The 18,198-nt window shown below is 69.5% G+C and carries 22 protein-coding genes; 16 read left to right on the top strand and 6 right to left on the bottom strand.

Features of this window, described 5'->3' with window-relative positions:
* Positions 1-193: 193 nt before the first annotated feature.
* Genes ACQ5DX_RS18255 through ACQ5DX_RS18230 form a run of 6 tightly spaced genes read left to right on the top strand, consistent with a single transcriptional unit; the run spans position 194 to position 4,003 of the window.
* Positions 194-610, top strand: coding sequence for a hypothetical protein (locus ACQ5DX_RS18255; protein WP_430333904.1), 417 nt, complete (start codon positions 194-196; stop codon positions 608-610).
* Positions 579-1,082: a hypothetical protein gene (locus ACQ5DX_RS18250; protein ID WP_430333903.1), complete on the top strand. Its 504-nt coding sequence runs from the start codon at positions 579-581 to the stop codon at positions 1,080-1,082. Before ACQ5DX_RS18255 ends, ACQ5DX_RS18250 begins: the two co-directional genes overlap by 32 nt.
* Positions 1,079-1,312: a hypothetical protein gene (locus ACQ5DX_RS18245; RefSeq protein WP_430333902.1), complete on the top strand. Its 234-nt coding sequence runs from the start codon at positions 1,079-1,081 to the stop codon at positions 1,310-1,312. The genes ACQ5DX_RS18250 and ACQ5DX_RS18245 overlap by 4 nt, the downstream gene beginning before the upstream one ends.
* A 27-nt stretch (positions 1,313-1,339) precedes the next feature.
* On the top strand, positions 1,340-1,621 hold the full coding sequence (locus ACQ5DX_RS18240; protein ID WP_013416995.1) for a metal-sensitive transcriptional regulator: 282 nt from the start codon (positions 1,340-1,342) through the stop codon (positions 1,619-1,621).
* A gap of 16 nt (positions 1,622-1,637) precedes the next feature.
* Entirely contained in the window at positions 1,638-1,841 is a 204-nt protein-coding gene (locus ACQ5DX_RS18235) for a heavy-metal-associated domain-containing protein (protein WP_430333901.1), read from the top strand.
* A complete protein-coding gene (locus tag ACQ5DX_RS18230) occupies positions 1,838-4,003 on the top strand; it encodes a heavy metal translocating P-type ATPase (RefSeq protein WP_430333900.1) in 2,166 nt (721 codons plus the stop codon). The genes ACQ5DX_RS18235 and ACQ5DX_RS18230 overlap by 4 nt, the downstream gene beginning before the upstream one ends.
* Here the strand turns inward: ACQ5DX_RS18230 and ACQ5DX_RS18225 are convergent.
* Complete coding sequence (locus tag ACQ5DX_RS18225) at positions 3,987-5,927, bottom strand: acyl-CoA dehydrogenase (protein WP_430333899.1); 1,941 nt, start codon at positions 5,925-5,927, stop codon at positions 3,987-3,989. The genes ACQ5DX_RS18230 and ACQ5DX_RS18225 overlap by 17 nt on opposite strands.
* A gap of 148 nt (positions 5,928-6,075) precedes the next feature.
* Here ACQ5DX_RS18225 and hemL point away from each other — a divergent pair, with 148 nt between their 5' ends.
* From hemL to ccsB, 6 genes are read left to right on the top strand one after another with little or no spacing between them, the layout of a single operon-like run.
* Positions 6,076-7,410, top strand: a complete 1,335-nt coding sequence (gene hemL, locus ACQ5DX_RS18220; RefSeq protein ID WP_430333898.1) for a glutamate-1-semialdehyde 2,1-aminomutase — start codon at positions 6,076-6,078, stop codon at positions 7,408-7,410.
* 32 nt (positions 7,411-7,442) lie between these two features.
* On the top strand, positions 7,443-8,117 hold the full coding sequence (locus ACQ5DX_RS18215) for a histidine phosphatase family protein (RefSeq protein WP_430333897.1): 675 nt from the start codon (positions 7,443-7,445) through the stop codon (positions 8,115-8,117).
* On the top strand, positions 8,114-8,728 hold the full coding sequence (locus ACQ5DX_RS18210) for a TlpA disulfide reductase family protein (RefSeq protein ID WP_430333896.1): 615 nt from the start codon (positions 8,114-8,116) through the stop codon (positions 8,726-8,728). Before ACQ5DX_RS18215 ends, ACQ5DX_RS18210 begins: the two co-directional genes overlap by 4 nt.
* On the top strand, positions 8,725-9,552 hold the full coding sequence (locus tag ACQ5DX_RS18205) for a cytochrome c biogenesis CcdA family protein (protein ID WP_430333895.1): 828 nt from the start codon (positions 8,725-8,727) through the stop codon (positions 9,550-9,552). Before ACQ5DX_RS18210 ends, ACQ5DX_RS18205 begins: the two co-directional genes overlap by 4 nt.
* Positions 9,549-11,228 (top strand): cytochrome c biogenesis protein ResB, encoded by a 1,680-nt coding sequence (gene resB / locus ACQ5DX_RS18200; RefSeq protein WP_430333894.1) that lies wholly within the window; start codon positions 9,549-9,551, stop codon positions 11,226-11,228. Before ACQ5DX_RS18205 ends, resB begins: the two co-directional genes overlap by 4 nt.
* A gap of 39 nt (positions 11,229-11,267) precedes the next feature.
* Positions 11,268-12,257 carry a c-type cytochrome biogenesis protein CcsB gene (gene ccsB / locus ACQ5DX_RS18195; RefSeq protein WP_430333893.1) on the top strand — a complete coding sequence of 330 codons (990 nt, stop codon included), beginning with the start codon at positions 11,268-11,270 and terminating at the stop codon, positions 12,255-12,257.
* 385 nt (positions 12,258-12,642) lie between these two features.
* On the opposite strand, the gene ACQ5DX_RS18190 is transcribed toward ccsB, so the two are convergent.
* Positions 12,643-12,873 (bottom strand): hypothetical protein, encoded by a 231-nt coding sequence (locus ACQ5DX_RS18190; RefSeq protein WP_430333892.1) that lies wholly within the window; start codon positions 12,871-12,873, stop codon positions 12,643-12,645.
* 81 nt (positions 12,874-12,954) lie between these two features.
* Positions 12,955-13,167, bottom strand: coding sequence for a BldC family transcriptional regulator (locus ACQ5DX_RS18185; RefSeq protein WP_430333891.1), 213 nt, complete (start codon positions 13,165-13,167; stop codon positions 12,955-12,957).
* Between the two features lie 436 nt (positions 13,168-13,603).
* On the opposite strand from ACQ5DX_RS18185, the gene ACQ5DX_RS18180 reads away from it, so the two are divergent.
* Together ACQ5DX_RS18180 and ACQ5DX_RS18175 are read left to right on the top strand one after the other, a co-directional pair.
* Entirely contained in the window at positions 13,604-13,957 is a 354-nt protein-coding gene (locus ACQ5DX_RS18180; protein ID WP_430333890.1) for a DUF4229 domain-containing protein, read from the top strand.
* Complete coding sequence (locus tag ACQ5DX_RS18175) at positions 13,954-15,042, top strand: PLP-dependent cysteine synthase family protein (protein WP_430333889.1); 1,089 nt, start codon at positions 13,954-13,956, stop codon at positions 15,040-15,042. The genes ACQ5DX_RS18180 and ACQ5DX_RS18175 overlap by 4 nt, the downstream gene beginning before the upstream one ends.
* Here the strand turns inward: ACQ5DX_RS18175 and ACQ5DX_RS18170 are convergent.
* Both ACQ5DX_RS18170 and ACQ5DX_RS18165 read right to left on the bottom strand, forming a co-directional pair.
* Positions 15,039-15,584: a GNAT family N-acetyltransferase gene (locus tag ACQ5DX_RS18170; RefSeq protein WP_430333888.1), complete on the bottom strand. Its 546-nt coding sequence runs from the start codon at positions 15,582-15,584 to the stop codon at positions 15,039-15,041. The two genes, ACQ5DX_RS18175 and ACQ5DX_RS18170, sit on opposite strands and share 4 nt — an antisense overlap.
* Before the next feature lie 3 nt (positions 15,585-15,587).
* Complete coding sequence (locus ACQ5DX_RS18165) at positions 15,588-15,899, bottom strand: hypothetical protein (protein ID WP_430333887.1); 312 nt, start codon at positions 15,897-15,899, stop codon at positions 15,588-15,590.
* Positions 15,900-16,082: 183 nt separating this feature from the next.
* Here ACQ5DX_RS18165 and ACQ5DX_RS18160 point away from each other — a divergent pair, with 183 nt between their 5' ends.
* Together ACQ5DX_RS18160 and ACQ5DX_RS18155 are read left to right on the top strand one after the other, a co-directional pair.
* The gene (locus ACQ5DX_RS18160; RefSeq protein ID WP_430333886.1) at positions 16,083-16,934 is read left to right on the top strand and encodes an SDR family NAD(P)-dependent oxidoreductase; all 852 of its coding nucleotides are present in this window, start codon (positions 16,083-16,085) and stop codon (positions 16,932-16,934) included.
* A gap of 97 nt (positions 16,935-17,031) precedes the next feature.
* Positions 17,032-17,769: a lysophospholipid acyltransferase family protein gene (locus ACQ5DX_RS18155; RefSeq protein WP_430333885.1), complete on the top strand. Its 738-nt coding sequence runs from the start codon at positions 17,032-17,034 to the stop codon at positions 17,767-17,769.
* A 4-nt stretch (positions 17,770-17,773) separates the two neighbouring features.
* Here the strand turns inward: ACQ5DX_RS18155 and ACQ5DX_RS18150 are convergent, their stop codons facing one another.
* On the bottom strand, positions 17,774-18,103 hold the full coding sequence (locus ACQ5DX_RS18150) for a succinate dehydrogenase (protein ID WP_430333884.1): 330 nt from the start codon (positions 18,101-18,103) through the stop codon (positions 17,774-17,776).
* Positions 18,104-18,198: the final 95 nt, after the last annotated feature.

Genomic DNA, 18,198 nt, shown 5'->3' with positions numbered 1-18,198 from the left:
GACCGTTGAGGGGTAGCGATGCGCGTCGAACATCGGACCGGTGGGCGACGGGAACTGCTGTGGATTGCGCTGATCGCACTGTTCGGGATCGCGACGCTGGTGCTTTTGCTCCTACCGGGTGTCCTCGCCGCCTGAGCGGCCGCCGCTCGGCGTCCCGCTCGTCGGACAGCGGCGGATGCCTCAGGATGGGGTGGTGAGTGAGTCGAGTCCGCGCGTGGTCTCCGTCGCCTATTGGATCTGGGTGCTGTGCGCGGCCGTCATGGTCCTGCTCGGTTTGCTGGCGTTGACGACATCCGCCGACGCGATCCGTGAGCAGCTCGGCACCGACGCCGATGCGTTCGTGTGGCTGCTGCGGGGCATCGGGGCCACATCGGTGGTGTTCGGTGTCGTCATCGGGTTCCTCGCGGCGCCGACGCGGGCAGGTAGCGCGCGGCTGCGAAACGCCGTCGTGGTGCTGTCCTCGGTGTTCGCGCTGGTGACGATCGCGCTGGCGGCGATCGGGGTGATCGCGCCGGTGTTGCTCGTGATTCCGTTGCTGCTGGTGGTGGCCAGCGTTCTGGTGTTTCGGGAGGGTGCGCGTGAGTGGTACCGACGCGGGCAGTCCGGCTGAGCCGGGCGTCCTGTTCGACGAGCTCGGTGGCCGGTGGCGGACCGTGGCGTACGGCCCCGTCTTCTGCGTGGTCGCGCTCGTGATCGAACTGCTGACCGGGCCGGTGGTGCACTGGTTCGCGCTCACGCTCTTCGCCGCGATCCTCGCCGGCATCGTGTCCGTGCAGGTGGCTGCCGCCCGCCGGCACGTCAGCGTGTCACTGACCGATACGACGCTGCGGCAGGGATCCGAGGAATTGCCGCTCACCGACATCGAGGCCGTCCTGCCCGAGGCCGATCCGTACGCGGACGAGCCGCAGCGGTGGGAGAGTGCACGCAGCCTCGGGGAGTTGTCCGGGGTACCGCGCCGGAGGACGGGGATCGGGTTGCGACTGCGCGACGGGTCGCTGGTCCAGGCATGGGCCCGCGACGACGACGGCCTGCGCGAAGCGTTGACCGAGGCCGTCGACGGCGGCCGAGGGACGTCGGCGTGACGCGGCCCGTGGTGGTCGTCGCCGAGGCGGTCGGTGCCGTCGCGGCGGTCGTGGCCGCGGTCGTGTGCTGGATGCGGGGCGTGGGTACCAGCGGGTTCGCGCCGATCGCTCCGGGCACACCGTCGTACACGGGCGTCCACTACTCGGGTCCGTGGATCGCGGCGGCGTTCGCGTCGGTGCTCGTCGCAGGACTGCTCGCCCTCGACGTCCGGCGTCGACTCCGTACCTGAGGTACCCATAGGGGGTATCATTTGGGTATGAACGGATACAGCCCGCAGCAGGAGGACCTGCTCAAGCGTCTGCGGCGCATCGAGGGCCAGGTGCAGGGCATCTCGCGCATGATCGCCGACGATCGGTACTGCATCGACGTGCTGACCCAGGTGTCGGCGGCCACCTCGGCACTGCAGTCGGTGTCGCTGAAGCTGCTCGAGGCGCACCTCGCGGGATGCGTCGTCGAGGCCGCGAAGAAGGGCGGCCCGGAGGCCGACGCCAAGGTGAAGGAAGCGTCCGACGCGATCGCGCGCCTGGTGAGATCCTGAGGTGGAGGAGACCCGGATGGAGCACACCTACATCGTCAAGGGCATGACCTGCCAGCACTGCGCGGCGACGGTGACCGAGGAGATCAGCGAACTGTCCGGGGTCACGGGCGTCGCGGTCGACGTCGAGGCCGGACGTGTCGTCGTGACCAGTGACGCCCCGTTGGACACGATCGCCGTCGCGGCCGCGGTCGAAGAGGCGGGCTACGAGCTGGTTCCGTGACCACCACCGGGCTGCGCACCGTCGAACTCGACATCGGCGGTATGACGTGCGCGTCGTGCGCGGCCCGGATCGAGCGCAAACTCGGCAAGTTGGACGGGGTCACCGCGACCGTCAACTACGCGACCGAGCAGGCCCACGTCCGGTACCCGGAGTCGATCGCGCTCCAGGACCTGGTGGACGTGGTCGAGAAGGTCGGCTACTCGGCGGCTGTGACCGCCCCGGAGGAGCCGGCCCCCGCCGAGGCCGGTGACCGACTGGGCGCGCGCCTGGCGGTCGCGATCGTCGCGTCGGTTCCGGTGGTGCTGGTGTCGATGATTCCGCCGCTGCAGTTCGACTACTGGCAGTGGGTATCGCTCGCCCTGACGACCGTCGTCGTCTTCTGGTGCGGCTATCCGTTCCACCGCGCCGCCCTCGTCACCGCTCGACACGGCATGTCCACGATGGACACCCTCGTCTCGCTCGGCACCCTCGCCGCCTACGGGTGGTCGCTGTGGGCGCTGGTGTTCGGTACCGCCGGGCAGATCGGGGCGACCCACGAATTCACGTTCCGGTCGGGCGCCCACGACGCTTCCGGCCAGATCTATCTCGAGGTCGCGGCGGGTGTCACCACGTTCCTGCTCGCCGGCCGGTACGCCGAGTCGCGCGCCAAACGCAGATCCGGGGCCGCGCTGCGGGCTCTGCTCGAGGTCGGCGCCAAGGACGTCGCGGTGCTGCACGACGGCGTCGAACGCCGCGTGCCGGTGTCGGCGCTGCGCGTCGGCGACCAGTTCGTGGTCCGGCCCGGCGAGAAGATCGCGACCGACGGCCGCGTCGTCCGCGGCGGCGCGGCCGTCGACACGTCGATGCTGACCGGGGAGTCGGTGCCGGTCGAGGTGGCGGAGGGGGACACCGTCGTCGGCGGCACCCTCGACACCGACGGAATGCTGACCGTGCGGGCCGAACGGGTCGGCGCCGACACGCAATTGGCGCACATCGCCAAGCTCGTCACCGAGGCGCAGAGCGGGAAGGCGCACGCACAGCGACTCGCGGACCGGGTCTCGGCCGTGTTCGTCCCCGCCGTCCTCGTGATCGCGGTGGCCACGCTCGCGGTGTGGCTGCTGCTCGGGCGGCCGGTGACCGAGGCGTTCACCGCGGCCGTCGCGGTGCTCATCGTCGCGTGCCCGTGCGCGCTCGGACTGGCCACACCCACCGCGCTGCTGGTCGGCACCGGGCGGGGCGCCCAGCTCGGCATCCTCATCAAGGGGCCCGAGGTGCTCGAGCAGACGCGCCGCATCGGCACCGTCGTCCTCGACAAGACCGGCACCGTCACCACCGGACAGACGGAACTCGACCACGTCGTCGCGGTGCCGGGCGAGGACCGGGACCGGGTGCTGGCGCTGGCTGCGGCCGTCGAGTCCGGCTCCGAACATCCGGTCGCGCGGGCGATCGTGCGGGCCGTGCCGTCGCCGCTGCCCGTCGACCGGTTCGGCAACCGGCCCGGCCTCGGTGTCGAGGGCGTTGTCGACGGGCACGCCGTCCGCGTGGGCCGGCCCCGGGGCCCGGTGCCGGACGACCTGCGCGGACAGCTGCCCGCGGGGCGGACCGCGGTGATCGTGTCGTGGGACGGCCGGGTCCGCGGCGCGCTGGTCGTCGCCGACGCCGTGAAACCGACCAGCGCCGAGGCGATCCGCGAGATCCGCGGCCTCGGGATGACCCCGGTCCTGCTCACCGGCGACTCCGAGGCGGTGGCCACCGCCGTCGCGCGGGAGGTGGGCATCGACCGGGTGATCGCCGAGGTGCTGCCCGACCAGAAGGCCGAGACCGTCGCGCGACTGCGGAAGGAAGGGGCCGTCGCGATGGTCGGCGACGGCGTCAACGATGCGGCCGCGCTCGCGACCGCCGACGTCGGCATCGCGATGGGCACCGGGACCGACGCCGCGATCGAGGCGAGTGACCTGACGCTCGTGCGTGGGGACCTACGGTCGGTGCCCGACGCGATCCGGCTGTCGCGGCGCACCCTCGCCACCATCAAGGGAAACCTGTTCTGGGCGTTCGCCTACAACGTCGCGGCCATTCCGTTGGCCGCGACGGGTCTGCTCAATCCGATGATCGCGGGCGCAGCGATGGCGTTGTCGTCTCTGTTCGTGGTCGGGAACAGCTTGCGGCTCAGGCGGTTCCGGTGACGGGTGTGTGGTCGAGCATCGCGGCCTCCGCGAGGGTGTCCGGCACCCCGAGTCCGTCGACGAGCGTCGCCGCATGCGGGCGCAGCGTCCGGCAGCGCTCGTTGATGCCGCGGCGCACCGCCTTGGCGCGTTCGACGGACAGGTGCCGGTGCTCCATGAACCACGCCTTGTCATCGTCGATCACGGTGAGCGCGTAGAGGTCGCACAGATCGCTCAGCAGGTCGCGGGCGGTGTCGTCCTCGCACGCGTCGATGCCCGCGATGAACGCCTCGAGCACCACCCGGTCGATGTGGGCGCGGGCCGCGTGCAGCACGTGGTCCTGCACGAAGTTGAACGCGTCGAACGGGTCGTCCTCGCGCTTGCGGGCGCCCTGCAGACGCCGCGCCGCGGTCGAGAGCAGGTACTCCTCGCGGTCCTCGAACATCGTCAGCTGGGTGCCGCGGTTGAAGAGGCTGCCGTCCTCCTCGTTGTCCTGGCGGGTGTCGAGGATGGTCTGGATGATCTGCTGGGCTGCGGTCCGCTTACGGACGGCGTCACCGAAGGCGTTGGCGGCGAAGGACATCCACTCGACCGGGCTCATCCCGCGAACCTCGTCCGCGTACTTGGTGAGCAGCTCCTTCGCGACCAACTGGGTGAGCACGGTGTTGTCGCCCTCGAACGTGGTGAAGACGTCGGTGTCCGCCTTCAGCGACGTCAGACGGTTCTCGGCGAGGTAGCCGGCGCCGCCGCACGCCTCCCGGCACTCCTGGATCGCGCGCGTCGCGTGCCACGTGTTGGCGGCCTTGAGTCCGGCTGCGCGGGACTCGAGTTCGCGCTGTTCGGTGGGGTCCACCGCGTCCGCGGTCTGGATGTCGTGCATCTTCGCGACCAGCTCGTTCTGCGCGAAGCCGAGCGCGTACGCGCGGGCGATGTTCGGCAGTAGTCGCTGCTGGTGAACGAGGTAGTCCATGATCGGCACCTCGGGATCCGGCGTCGTGCCGTCCCTGCTCGGCGCACTGAACTGCTTGCGCTGCAACGCATAGCGCGTCGTGATCGTGAGGGCCACCCGCGCCGCGGCGGCCGCCGAACCGCCCACGGTGACCCGTCCGCGGACCAGCGTCCCGAGCATCGTGAAGAAGCGGCGGTTCTTGTTCTCGATCGGCGAGGTGTACACACCGTCGGCGTCCACCGACCCGTACCGGTTCAACAGATTCGTCCGCGGCACCCGCACCTGGTCGAACGCGATGCGGCCGTTGTCGACGCCGGGCAGTCCGCCCTTGTAGCCGCAGTCCGACGTCGTCACGCCCGGCAGGTCGTGACCGTCGTCTCCCCGGATCGGGACCAGGAGACAGTGCACGCCGTGCGATTCGTCGCCGACGATCAACTGCGCGAACACGGCGGCCATCCGTGCGTGCTCGGCGGCCCCACCGATGTAGTCCTTGCGGGAGGACGGGGTGGGGGAGTGGACCACGAACTCGTCGGTGGCGGGGGCGTACGTCGCGGTGGTCTCGAGGCTCTGCACGTCGCTGCCGTGCCCGGTCTCGGTCATCGCGAAGCAGCCCAGCAGATCCAGGTCGATCATCGGGCGCAGGTACTCGGCGTGGTGGGGTTCGGTGCCGAGATTCTCGATCGCGCCGCCGAACAGTCCCCACTGCACGCCCGCCTTCACCATGAGCGACAGGTCCGACATCGCCAGCATCTCGATCGCGGTCACCGCGGCACCCGGGGCGGCGGCGCTCCCGATGTCGACACCGAAGCCGCGATCGACGAAGCCGCCGGCCGCGAGGATGCGCAGTTGCTCCAGCGACTTCGCCCGGGCCCGGTCGAGGTCCGGCGTGAAGTGGGGGCGGAATTCGTCGGTGGAGAGGACGGCACGAGCCTTCTGCCGTACCTCGGCCCATCGGCCGTCGAGTGTCGTCCGCAGGAAGTCCGCCGGGGTCGCCATGGTCCGACGGTAGTGCGGCCCGGCCCGTTCTGCCGGGGAACGGTCCGCGGTCCGACCTGCACGGATAGCGACACGCCGAGGGTGTGATTCCGGCCACCTCCTACACCCTGTCGTTGGCAAATTCGACAGAACTGGGACACTGGAAGCCGTGACTGCTGCCTCCAGCGGGTCCGGCCTGGGACCCGATCTTCGTGACGCCCGTTCCGCCCAGCTCTTCGACCGGGCGTCCAAGGTCATCCCCGGTGGTGTCAACTCCCCGGTCCGCGCGTTCGGTTCGGTCGGCGGTGCTCCCCGCTTCATCGAGAAGGCGTCCGGATACACACTCACCGACGTCGACGGCAACGACTACGTCGACCTCGTGTGCTCGTGGGGCCCGATGATCCTGGGCCACGCGCACCCGGCCGTCGTCGAGGCCGTGCAGAAGGCCGCCACGACGGGGCTGTCGTTCGGCGCCCCCACCGAGGGCGAGATCGCGCTGGCCGAGGAGATCGTCTCCCGCGTCGCGCCCGTCGAGCAGGTCCGCCTGGTCAACTCCGGCACCGAGGCCACCATGAGCGCGGTGCGCCTGGCCCGCGGCTTCACCGGCCGCTCCAAGATCATCAAGTTCTCCGGCTGCTACCACGGCCACGTCGACGCGCTGCTCGCCGACGCCGGCTCGGGTCTGGCCACGTTCGGCCTGCCCACCTCGCCCGGCGTGACCGGCGCGCAGGCCGAGGACACCGTCGTCGTGCCGTACAACGACCTCGAGGCCGTCCGCGCCGCGTTCGCCGCGAACCCGGGCGAGATCGCGTGTGTCATCACCGAGGCCGCCGCCGGCAACATGGGTGCGGTCGCCCCGCTGCCCGGCTTCAACGAGGGCCTGCGCGCCCTCACCCGCGAGCACGGCGCGCTGCTGATCATGGACGAGGTCATGACCGGCTTCCGCGTCAGCCGCTCCGGTTGGTACGGCCGCGACGGCGTCGCCGGCGACCTCTACACCTTCGGCAAGGTCATGAGCGGCGGCCTGCCCGCCGCCGCGTTCGGCGGCCGCGCCGACGTCATGGCCAAGCTGGCCCCGTCCGGTCCCGTCTACCAGGCGGGCACGCTGTCGGGTAACCCCGTCGCCGTCGCCGCCGGTCTGGCGAACCTGCGCGCCGCCGACGACGCCGTCTACGCTGCGCTCGAGCGCAACGCGCACACCCTGGGCACGCTGCTGGGCGACGCCCTCACCGCGGAGGGTGTCCCGCACCGCGTCCAGTTCGCGGGCACCCTGGTGAGCGTGTTCTTCACCGAGAACCAGGTCACGAACTACGCCGAGGCCAAGGCCGCCGACACCTGGCGCTTCCCGGACTTCTTCCACGCCCTGCTCTCGCGCGGCATCTACGCGCCGCCGAGTGCATTCGAGGCCTGGTTCGTGTCGTCGGCCCTCGACGACGACGCTTTCTCGAAGATCGCCGACGCCGCCCCGCACGCGGCCAAGGCCGCCGCCGCCGCCAAGCACTGACCCACCGAACACAGCGAACAGGGACCACCACCGTGACCGACGCCGACAACGCGAGCGCTGCCGACCACCCGCACTCCGACACCCGCACCATCGTCCACGTGCTCCGGCACGGCGAGGTGCACAACCCGGGCGGCATCCTCTACGGACGCCTCCCCAACTTCCGACTGTCGGTGAACGGTGAGGCGCAGGCCCGTGCCGTCGCGTCGGCGCTCGCCGACCACGACATCACGCACGTCGTCGCGTCGCCGCTGCAGCGGGCGCAGGAGACGGCTGCGCCGATCGCCGAGAAGCACGGCCTGCAGATCGCGACCGACGCCAACCTGATCGAGGCCGCGAACGACTTCGAGGGACTCAAGGTGTCCGTCGGCGACGGCGCACTGCGCCGGCCGCGGCACTGGTGGAAGCTGCGCGACCCGTTCACCCCGTCGTGGGGCGAGCCCTACCTGCAGATCGCGCACCGCATGCTCGCGGCGATCAACACCGCCCGCGTCGCCGCCGTCGGCCACGAGGCCGTGTGCGTGAGCCACCAGTTGCCGGTGTGGACGCTGCGCCGCTTCCTGCAGGGCGAGCGCCTGTGGCACGACCCGCGCAACCGCCAGTGCGGTCTGGCGTCCCTGACGTCGCTGGTCTACGAGGGCGACACACTCGTCGACATCGTCTACTCCGAGCCGGCCGGATCGTCGGACCCGAGGGTGACCGGCGCATGAAGTTCCCATCCCTGCGGATCGCGGCTGCCGCGTGCGCGGTGGCCGTCGCCGCGACGGTCGCCGGCTGTGCGAGCGGCGACGACGCCGTGGCCCAGGGCGGTACGTTCACGTTCGTCTCGCCCGGCGGCAAGACCGAACTATTTTACGACCCGCCGTCCGAGCGCGGCACCGTCGGCAACGTGTCCGGCCCCGACCTCATGACCGACGGCAAGACCACGTCGCTGTCGGACTTCGAGGGCCAGGTCGTCGTGCTCAACGTGTGGGGCCAGTGGTGTGGTCCGTGCCGCGGTGAGGCCGACGACCTCGAGAAGGTCTACGAGAACACCAAGGACATGGGCGTCCAGTTCCTCGGCATCAACGTCCGCGACCACACGCAGGACAAGGCCCAGGACTTCGTGATCGACAACAAGGTGAGCTACCCGTCGATCTACGACCCGGCGATGCGCACCATGATCTCGCTCGGCAAGAACTACCCGAGCAGCGTCATCCCCACGACCATCGTGCTGGACCGACAGCACCGCGTCGCGGCCGTCTTCCTCAAGGAACTGCTGGTCGAGGATCTGCAGCCCATCGTGGAACGCGTCGCGCAGGAGCCGCAGGACCAGGGATGACGACCGACACGATCCTGCTGGCCGACGTCGGCCAGACGTTCCAGGAGACCGCCTCCACCGGGCCGCTGCTGCTCGCGCTCGGCGCCTGCCTGCTCGCCGGTGTGGTGTCGTTCGCGTCGCCGTGCGTCGTGCCGCTCGTCCCGGGCTACCTGTCGTACCTGGCCGGTGTGGTGGGCGCCGACGCGCCCGCCGTGACCGCGGCCGAGGCGCAGACCCGGACGAAGACGCTGCGCGACGGGCGCCTGCGCGTCGCCGGCGCCGCGGGGCTGTTCGTGGCCGGGTTCACCGTCGTGTTCGTGCTGGCGACGGCGACCGTGTTCGGCGCCATCGAGGCACTGACGATCAACCGGGACGTCCTGCAGCGGGTGGGCGGCGTCGTCACGATCGTGATGGGCCTGGCGTTCGTCGGCCTGATCCCGGTTCTCCAGAAGGACACCCGGTTCGCGCCGCGGCAGGTGTCCGGCCTGCTCGGCGCGCCGCTGCTCGGCGCGGTGTTCGCACTCGGCTGGACGCCGTGCCTGGGGCCCACGCTGGCCGGTGTGATGTCGGTGGCCGCCGGAACCGACGGCGCGACCGCGGCCCGGGGCGTGGCCCTCATCGTCGCGTACTGCCTGGGCCTGGGGCTGCCCTTCGTCCTGGTGGCGCTCGGGTCGGCGCGGGCACTGCGCGGTGTGGGCTGGCTGCGCCGCAACAGCCGCAAGATCCAGGTCTTCGGCGGAATCTTGTTGATCGTGGTCGGTATCGCACTGGTCACCGGCGCGTGGGATCAGTTCGTCGGCTGGATCCGCGACGCATTCATCACGGAGGTGACCCTGCCGATATGACGGTTCGAGACACACTGAGCGCCGACACTTCGGCTGCCGAGACCACGCCGCCACGTCCGCCGCGGCAGTCACCGGCCGGCCGGGCCGTCGCCGTGGTCCGCAACGTCTGGCGTGGTCTGACGTCGATGCGGACCGCCCTGGTGCTGCTGTTCCTGCTGGCGCTCGCCGCCATTCCGGGCGCGCTGCTGCCGCAGCGGAGCCTCAACGAGGGCAAGGTCGCCGACTACATCGCGAACCGCCCGACGCTCGGCCCGATCATGGACAAGCTCGAGCTGTTCGACGTGTTCGGCAGCTTCTGGTTCACCGCGATCTACGTCCTGCTGTTCATCTCGCTGGTCGGCTGCATCATCCCGCGCTGCGTCGAGTACGCGAAGGCGTTGCGTTCGAAGCCCGTCGCGGCCCCGCGCAACCTGGGCCGGCTCCCGCACCACCACGTCGAGACCATCGACGAGGCCCCCGAGGCCGTCGCCGAGCGGGTCCGGAAGCAACTGCGTGGCTGGCGCGTCGAGCAGCGGGTCGGTGGTGCGCGCGCCACGCATCCGGACGAGATCACCCTCTCGGCGGAGAAGGGCTTCCTGCGTGAGGCCGGCAACCTGGTCTTCCACCTGTCGCTGGTGGCGCTGCTCGTCTCGATCGCGGTCGGCAAGATGTTCAGCTACGAGGGCAACGCCATCGTCATCGCCGACAACGGCGCGGGCCTGTGCACCACGTCCCCGGCGATCTTCGACTCGTTCCGCCCCGGCCTCGCGGAGGACGGCACCGGAATGACGCCGTTGTGCGTGCGCGTCAAGGACTTCACAGCCGACTACCTCGACAATGGTCAGGCCGAGATGTTCCGGTCGAACATCTCGTACCAGGCCGGTGACGACCTGGACGCGAACACCTGGCGTGACGCGGAGCTGCGGGTCAACCATCCGCTGCGGGTCGCGGGTGACCGCGTCTACCTGCAGGGCCACGGCTACGCCCCCACGTTCACCGTGACCTTCCCGAACGGCGAGACCCGCACCGAGACGCTGCAGTGGCGCCCGGACGACGCCACGACGTTCCTGTCCAGCGGTGCGATGCGCTTCGATCCGCCCGGCGGCCTCTACCCGAACGAGGACGATCGACGGAAGAACCAGATCGCCATCGAAGGCCTGTTCGCGCCGACCGCCGTCTTCCACGGCAGCCTGCTGTCGTCGAGCTACCCGGCGATGAACGATCCCGCCGTCGCGATCGACATCTACAAAGGCGACACCGGCCTCGACACCGGCCTGCCGCAGAACCTGTTCTCACTCAACAAGGAACTGGTCAACCAGGGCCGGTTGGTGAAGCAGGAGCGGGTCAACCTGTTCCCCGGCGAGAGCAAGACGCTCGCCGACGGCACCCAGGTGCGCTTCGACGGCGCCGTCGACTTCGTCAACCTGCAGGTGTCGCACGATCCCGCGCAGCAGTGGGTGCTGGTGTCGGCGCTCGTGATGATGGCGGGTCTACTGACGTCGCTGGTCATCAAGCGGCGCCGGGTCTGGGTGCGGATCTACCCCGCGAAGGATCCCGACACCGTGTCGGCTACATTGGCCGAGGGAGAACGACGTACCGTAGTAGAGCTCGGCGGGCTTGCCCGAACGGATCAGGCCGGCTGGGGCGACGAGTTCGATCGACTGCGCACCCGCCTGCTGGGTGACAGCACGGCATAACGGACCACACGAGCGCGCAATGCGCAGGAGATGAAACATATGACGATCAACGAGACACTCGCTCGCTACAGCGACTGGTCGTTCGAGTCGGCGTTTGCGATCTACGTCCTCGCCACGGTGCTGCTGATCGCGCATTACGCGTCGATGCGCGCACGCGACGTCCAGCAGCGCGAGCATGAGCGCGAACTCGTCGGCGCCGGCGCCGGCGGCAGCAGCACTACCGCACCTACCGGGCAGGCGCCCGGCCGGGTGGTCGACAAGCCCGGCAAGACGCTGTCGGAGAAGTTCGCCGGCATGGGCTACGCGCTCCTGGTCGTCGGCATCGTGCTGCACGTCGCCTCGATCGTGCTGCGTGGCTTCGCGACGGAGCGGTTCCCGCTCGGCAACATGTACGAGTTCGTGACGATGGCCTGTGCGGCCGCCGTCATCGCGGGCATCGTGGCACTGCGCAAGAACGCCGACCTGTTCGTGTTCCTGCTCGTTCCCGTGCTGATCCTGATGTTCCTCGCGGCGACCGTGCTCTACGCCGACGCGGCTCCGGTAGTGCCGGCACTGCGGTCGTTCTGGCTGCCGATCCACGTCACGATCATCAGCATCGGCAGCGGCATCTTCATGGTCTCCGGTGTCGCCAGCATCCTGTTCCTCTACCGCATCCGGTTCCCGAAGGGTAATGAGGGCACCGGCCCGTTCGGCAAGCTGGCCCAGCGCCTGCCCGACGCCCAGACCCTCGACCGTCTCGCCTACAAGACGACGATCGTCGCGTTCCCGCTGTTCGGTGCCGGCATCATCCTCGGCGCGATCTGGGCCGAGGCCGCGTGGGGTCGATTCTGGGGCTGGGATCCCAAGGAGACCGTGTCCTTCATCGCGTGGGTCGTCTACGCGGCCTACCTGCACGCCCGCGCGACGTCGGGCTGGCGTGACACCCGCGCCGCCTGGATCAACGTCGCCGGATTCATCGCGATGCTGTTCAACCTGTTCATCATCAACATGGTGGTCTCGGGCCTGCACTCCTACGCCGGCCTGAACTGACCGCGGTACCGGACCCGCGAGGGCTCCGGACGGCCTCAGAAGGCTTCAGTCGAAGGGACCCTTCGCGCGCTGTGAGCGCACGAAGGGTCCCTTCGGCTACTTCGGGGCGTACGGGGCCTGCGCGGGGCGCTGTAGAACGAGGCGCTGTAGAACGAGACGCTGTAGAACGAGACGCTGGAGAACGAGACGCCGGAGAACGAGAAACGGTCGCCGTGCGGGTGCACGGCGACCGTCGTCGTTTGCCTGTTCGATCTGCTCTGCTAGGCGGCCTTCATCATCAGGCGTTCGCCACGAGGCGCCGTCACCACCGGGCGCCGTTGCCCCGACGTCGGGAACCAAGGCCGGTGTGGGCGCGAACCAGCGCCCGTCGGGAGACGGGCGCCGATCAGCCCTCGGGATCTGTGGGGGTGTCGGGTCCGGGCCGCGGCCCCGACTGTCGACGGTGGTTCTCACGATCCACACGCCACAGGAACTCGGGGTCGTCGTCGGGTCCGACGGCTCTGCCGACCCTGCTGTCGCTGCCGCCTCGGACGGCCGTGGTGGCGGTCGGACCGAACGCCTTCCAGAACAGGACAGCGAGCGTAACCAGGCCGATGAACGCCAGTAGGTAGATCACGGTGCACCTCCTGTTACGAGGGTAGCCGCGTCCGGGCTGACCGGGTATCTACCTGGCGGACGTCCAATCGGGCTGCATCGATTACGCGTGATGCGCTTCGGTCGTCAGGGAAGAGAGCAGCGCCATCACCTCGGCCTCGCGGAACCTCCGGTGTCCTCCGGGGGTGCGCAGAGATCCGAGCCGGCCGGCGTGCGCCCAACGCGTGACGGTCTTGGGGTCGACATGGAACAGTGCGGCGACCTGGCCCGGGGTCAGTAGGGCTTCCTTGGCGCCGTTATAGGTGGGTGCGCTCATCGATCCTCCAAGTGTCGGGGTCCATCGCTCGGATGGACCGGGTGGGGAGATTCGGGACCGGTTCGTTTGTCGACCGGCTCCGACATAGTGGCACCAGAACCCCCGGGTACTCGAACAATCTAAAGTTGGTAAAGGGGAGGTAATAGACAAATCGGACTAGTCGGACTGTGAGGTCTCGGCTGGGCAAACGAATCGGCGATCTCGCCACGAACAGGTCCGACCACCCCTAGGGTGGGCCTGACTTCTCCGTGCGTATCGGGCCTATCCGAAGCCGAAGGAGGGGACCGCCCCATCGGGTAGGTGATGACAGGAAAGTGGGCAACCTGATGCGACCTCCGCCATTCGGGGGAGCGGGTTCGACGTTCGCGAAGCTCGCCGCGGGTGTCGAGCCCCTGGCCTCACGAGGCGCCCGCCTGGCGATCGGTACCCTGGTCCTGTGAGTGATGCAGCGCAGAACCGTCCTGACCAGGCCCGCAATGAGACCAGTGCGTCCGCTGGTGCCGTGACGACGGGGACGCTCGTCCGCGACGTCGTCCTGTACTCGGTGGCCCGTCTCGGCCTCGTGGTGGTCCTCGCGGTCGTCATCCTCTTCGGCGCCAAGGCGTTCGGGGTCGACGTGCCGCTGATCGTCGCCGCGTTGTTCGCGGTGCTCATCGCACTGCCGCTGTCGCTGGTTCTCTTCGCCAAGCTCCGCAAGAGGGTCAACCTGGACATCTCGGCGGTCGACGCGAAGCGTCGCGCCGAGAAGGCCGACCTGCATGCCAAGCTCCGGGGTGAGGACCGCCGGTGACGGCCGTCGTCGACCGTCGGAGCTCGCGGGTCTGGGTCGACAATGCTGTCCGCCTCATCGAGGCCGACGCCCAGCGCAGCGCCGACACGCACCTGCTGCGTTACCCGCTGCCGCCCGAGTGGAACGTGCAGCTGTACCTCAAGGACGAATCCACTCACATCACCGGCAGCCTCAAGCACCGGTTGGCACGCTCACTGTTCCTGTACGCGATCTGCAACGGCTGGGTCACCGAGAACACGACGGTGATCGAGGCGTCGTCCGGGTCGACCGCAGTGAGCGAGGCATACTTCGCGAAGCTGTTGGGGCTCGAGTTCGTCGCGGTCATGCCGGCGAGCACCAGCCCGGCGAAGATCGCCCTGATCGAGGCGCAGGGCGGTCGCTGTCACTTCGTGACGGACCCGTCGAGCATCTACACCGAGTCGCAGCGCCTGGCGGCCGAGAGCGGCGGCCATTACATGGATCAGTTCACTCACGCCGAACGTGCCACCGACTGGCGTGGCAACAACAACATCGCCGAGAGCATCTTCACGCAACTCCAGCGTGAGGAGCATCCGATCCCGGAGTGGATCGTCGTGGGTGCCGGCACCGGTGGCACCGGCGCCACGATCGGCCGTTTCCTGCGCTACCGCACCTTCGACACCGGCCTGTGCGTCGTGGACCCGGAGAACTCCGTCTTCTTCGATGCCTGGCAGAGCAGCGATTGCGCCGTCACATCGGGTCGCGGATCGCGGATCGAGGGCATCGGACGTCCGCGGGTCGAGCCGTCGTTCATCGGCCAGGTGGTCGACCGGATGGTCAAGGTGCCCGACGCGGGCTCGATCGCCGCGACGCGGCACGCCAGCGCCGTGCTCGGACGCAAGGTGGGCGGTTCGACCGGTACCAACCTGTGGGGTGCGTTCGGGCTGGTTGCCGAGATGCTCGAGCAGGGGCGCAGCGGCAGCGTCGTGACGCTGCTGTGCGATGGCGGCGAGCGGTACTCCGGCACGTACTTCGACGACCACTGGGTGGCGTCCGAGGGGATCGACCTGTCCGGGCCGACGGCCGTGCTCGACGAATTCGTCCGTACCGGGCGCTGGACCGCCTAGCGGCGGCCTTCCGGCCGTCCACCGTCGGTCGGGTCGATCGGGACGTGCCGGGTCATCGCGACCCGGAGCCAGCGGTCCAGACCTCGCTCGGCCTCGTGCTCGCGGACAGTGCGTAGGCCGGGGCCTAGGTCGCTGTCGGCGACGATGCCGAATCCCAGGCGCGTGTAGTACGGCGCGTTCCACGGCACGTCGACGAATGTGGTGAGCGTGATCTCGGGTAGGCCGCGGTCGCGGGCCCATTCCTCGATGTGGTCGATCAACGCCGCGCCCAGTCCCTGTCGCGCCTGTTCGGGATGCACCGACACCTGCTCGAGGTGTGCATTGCCGTCGATGATGTCGACGACGCAGAACGCCACCGCGGGGGCCGCTCGTTCGGCCCACACCCAGACGCGGCCGTCGGTGCGGTACTCCTCGAACCACGCGATCGGGGGTGCCTGATCGTCGGCGATCGCGTCCATCCCCACCGTCCGGAAGGCCGAGCCCGCCGCCACCTCGATCTCCTGGAGACGAGGCAGGTCGGCGGGTTCGGCGAGGCGGATCATCCGTCAGCCTCGGGCGGAAGACTTCGTGAGGGCCTGCGACGCGATCACGGTGCCGGCGGCGACGACGCCTACCGACGGCCATGCGCCGATCTTCTTCGCCAGCGGATGCGAGCCGCCGAACGCGCCGATGTAGGTCCCCAGCAGGGCGGCCGCGCGGCCCGGGCCCGAGCTCTTGGCCCAGTTGTAGGTGCAGACGGTGCCGACGCCCGCGAGAACCGCACCGCCGAGCTGGCGGTTGCCGGTCTGTCGAGCGACGGCGTATCCGCCGACCAGTCCGGCGGCGGCGAGAGCGGAGTTGGCGGTCTTGCTCAGCATGGTGATTTCTCCCGTTCGTTTGGTGGGGTCCTTCGGTTCGAGGCTAACCACGCGGGCGCGGTGCGCGTCGGGCGACCCGCACGGAAATGCGCACCCCCGCGTTTCTCGCTGGCCGGGAAATACCGTGTGCGAGTGCGGCAGTGGGCTCGATCATCGGTCTGTCCCCACTTCGAGGAGGAAGTTGTGCCGTCAGAACCCGCGCAGTCTGCGCAGTCGTCCCGCCCGGCGTTTCGCCCTGGCCCCCTGCTGCCCGGTCAGCGGGCCGTCGTCACCGGGGGTGCGCACGGGATCGGGGCGTCGATCGCCCGCTCGTTCGCGTCGCACGGTGCCGCCGTACTCGTCGCCGACGTCGATGTCGAGGCGGCCCGTGCGCTCGAATTCGACGCCGCTGCGGGCGGTTCGATCGAGGTCCTCGCATGCGACGTCCTCGAGCCGGTCGTGCCGGGGCGGATCGTGGAATTCGCGCCGGACGTCCTGGTGAACAATGTCGGACACTTCCTGCGTCCGCCACGGCCGTTCGCCGAGACGGACCCCGAGTTCTGGGCGCAGGTCGGCGGCATCAACCTCGACCACGTCCTGCGACTCACGCACGCGGTACTGCCGGGCATGGCGGACCGGGGCCGCGGTGGTTCGATCGTGAACCTCACGACGGTCGAGGCGCACCGGGCGATCCCCGGGCACAGCGTGTACGCGGCGTACAAGGCGGCGGTGACCCAGTTCAGCCGCAGCCTGGCGGTCGAGGTCGGGCGGATCGGCGTCCGGGTCAACGCGATCGCGCCGGACCTCATCGAGTCGGTGCAGGTGCCGTACACCGATCTGGTGTCGGAGGAGGAGTGGGCCAAGTGGCCCACCTGGGCGCCTCTGGGCGGGCCGGGGCAGCCGGACGACGTAGCCGGTGCCGCGTTGTTCCTGGCCTCCGATCTCGGGCGCTACACGACCGGTTCGACGGTGCACGTCGATGGCGGCACGTTCGCGGCCGGCGGCTGGTTCCCGAAGCCCGAGGGCGGCTGGACGAATCGTCCGCGCAACCCGTGACCTGAGGGGCCGTCGGGATCGACCACGGTACTCAACCTACGGTTCCGTAGGTTGTGTACCGTGGTCGTCGGGTGGGGATCCGAAGGAGAGACTCGACATGACCCGGCCCGAAGTCACGCTCGACAACTACGAGGACGTCTACCGCTTCTACCGCGATCACCAGCAGAACCGGGTCCTCGCCAAGGCGGCCTACGCCACGCTGAGTGCGCGCTTCCGCCCACAGGTCCGGTACGCAGACGGTGCGCGGGAGCGACTTCGGGGCCTGCTCGCGTCGGGGACGCCGCTGATCGTCGTCGCGAACCACCTGACCGAGCGGGACCAGTACACGCTCGCCGCGACCGCGTGGCAGACCCCGCTGCGCCGGGCGATCGGGAGGACGCGGGTCCTGGCGAAGGACGAACTGTTCGCCGAGCCGGGCCTGCGCCGCAGGGTGGACCTGATGGGCTCGATTCCGGTGTTCCGCAGCAAGAACCACGGCCTCCGGGCCGTCGCCGACGCCGGTCGTCGCATGATGGAGATCTCGGCCGAACGTCTCGCCCGCGGCGACGTCCTCGCGATCTTCCCGGAGGGCACCTGCAACGAGGGCGATCCGACCCGCCTGCAGCAGATCAACAGCGGTGTCGGGCACATCGCGGTCAAGGCCGGCAAACTCGGTGCGCCGCCGGCACTGGTGAGCATCGGCATCAGCTACGGGCCGAACCCGGACACAGGCCGATCGGCCGAGGTCTACGTCGGTGCTCCGGTCGTCGACCTGCCGACGACACCGATGGACATCAGGCGACTGGTCGCGGAGAACCTGCAGATCGCCGTCGACGGGGCCGTCGCCGCGCGTTGACCGGTTATCGCGTCGCGGCGCGGTAGGTCTCGAAACAGCCTTCCGCGAAACGCTTCTGGTCGAGTTCACCCACCTGGATGATGCCGCCCCGATACCAGATCTGGGTGTCGGCGGACAGTTGGGCGCCGGTGCTGCACCACTGGTGGATCTGCTGATCGGTCGGATCGCTGGTGGCGAACTGGTTGTACATCACGGCCTGGCTCTCGCCGTACTCGCGGCCCGCCGTGGCCGACCCGTCGGTCAGGTGTGCGAGTTGCGAGGCCACGAATCCGACGGCGACGAGCAACGCGGCGGCGGCGAGGGCCGTCCACCAGTTGACACGGCACGCGGTCATGTTGCGAGCGTAGTGGATGGATGCGTGCATTGTCCTCGTTCTCCGAGTATCGTGCCTCCGGTTCGCGGCTGCCGCCTCGGCTTTCGTGGCACGCT

It is taken from the genome of Rhodococcus sp. ACT016 (genome assembly GCF_050477185.1).
In the GTDB taxonomy this organism is placed as follows: Bacteria; Actinomycetota; Actinomycetes; order Mycobacteriales; family Mycobacteriaceae; genus Prescottella.
The sequence above is the reverse complement of the archived record's forward strand: the minus strand, read 5'-3'. Positions and strand labels throughout refer to the sequence as shown.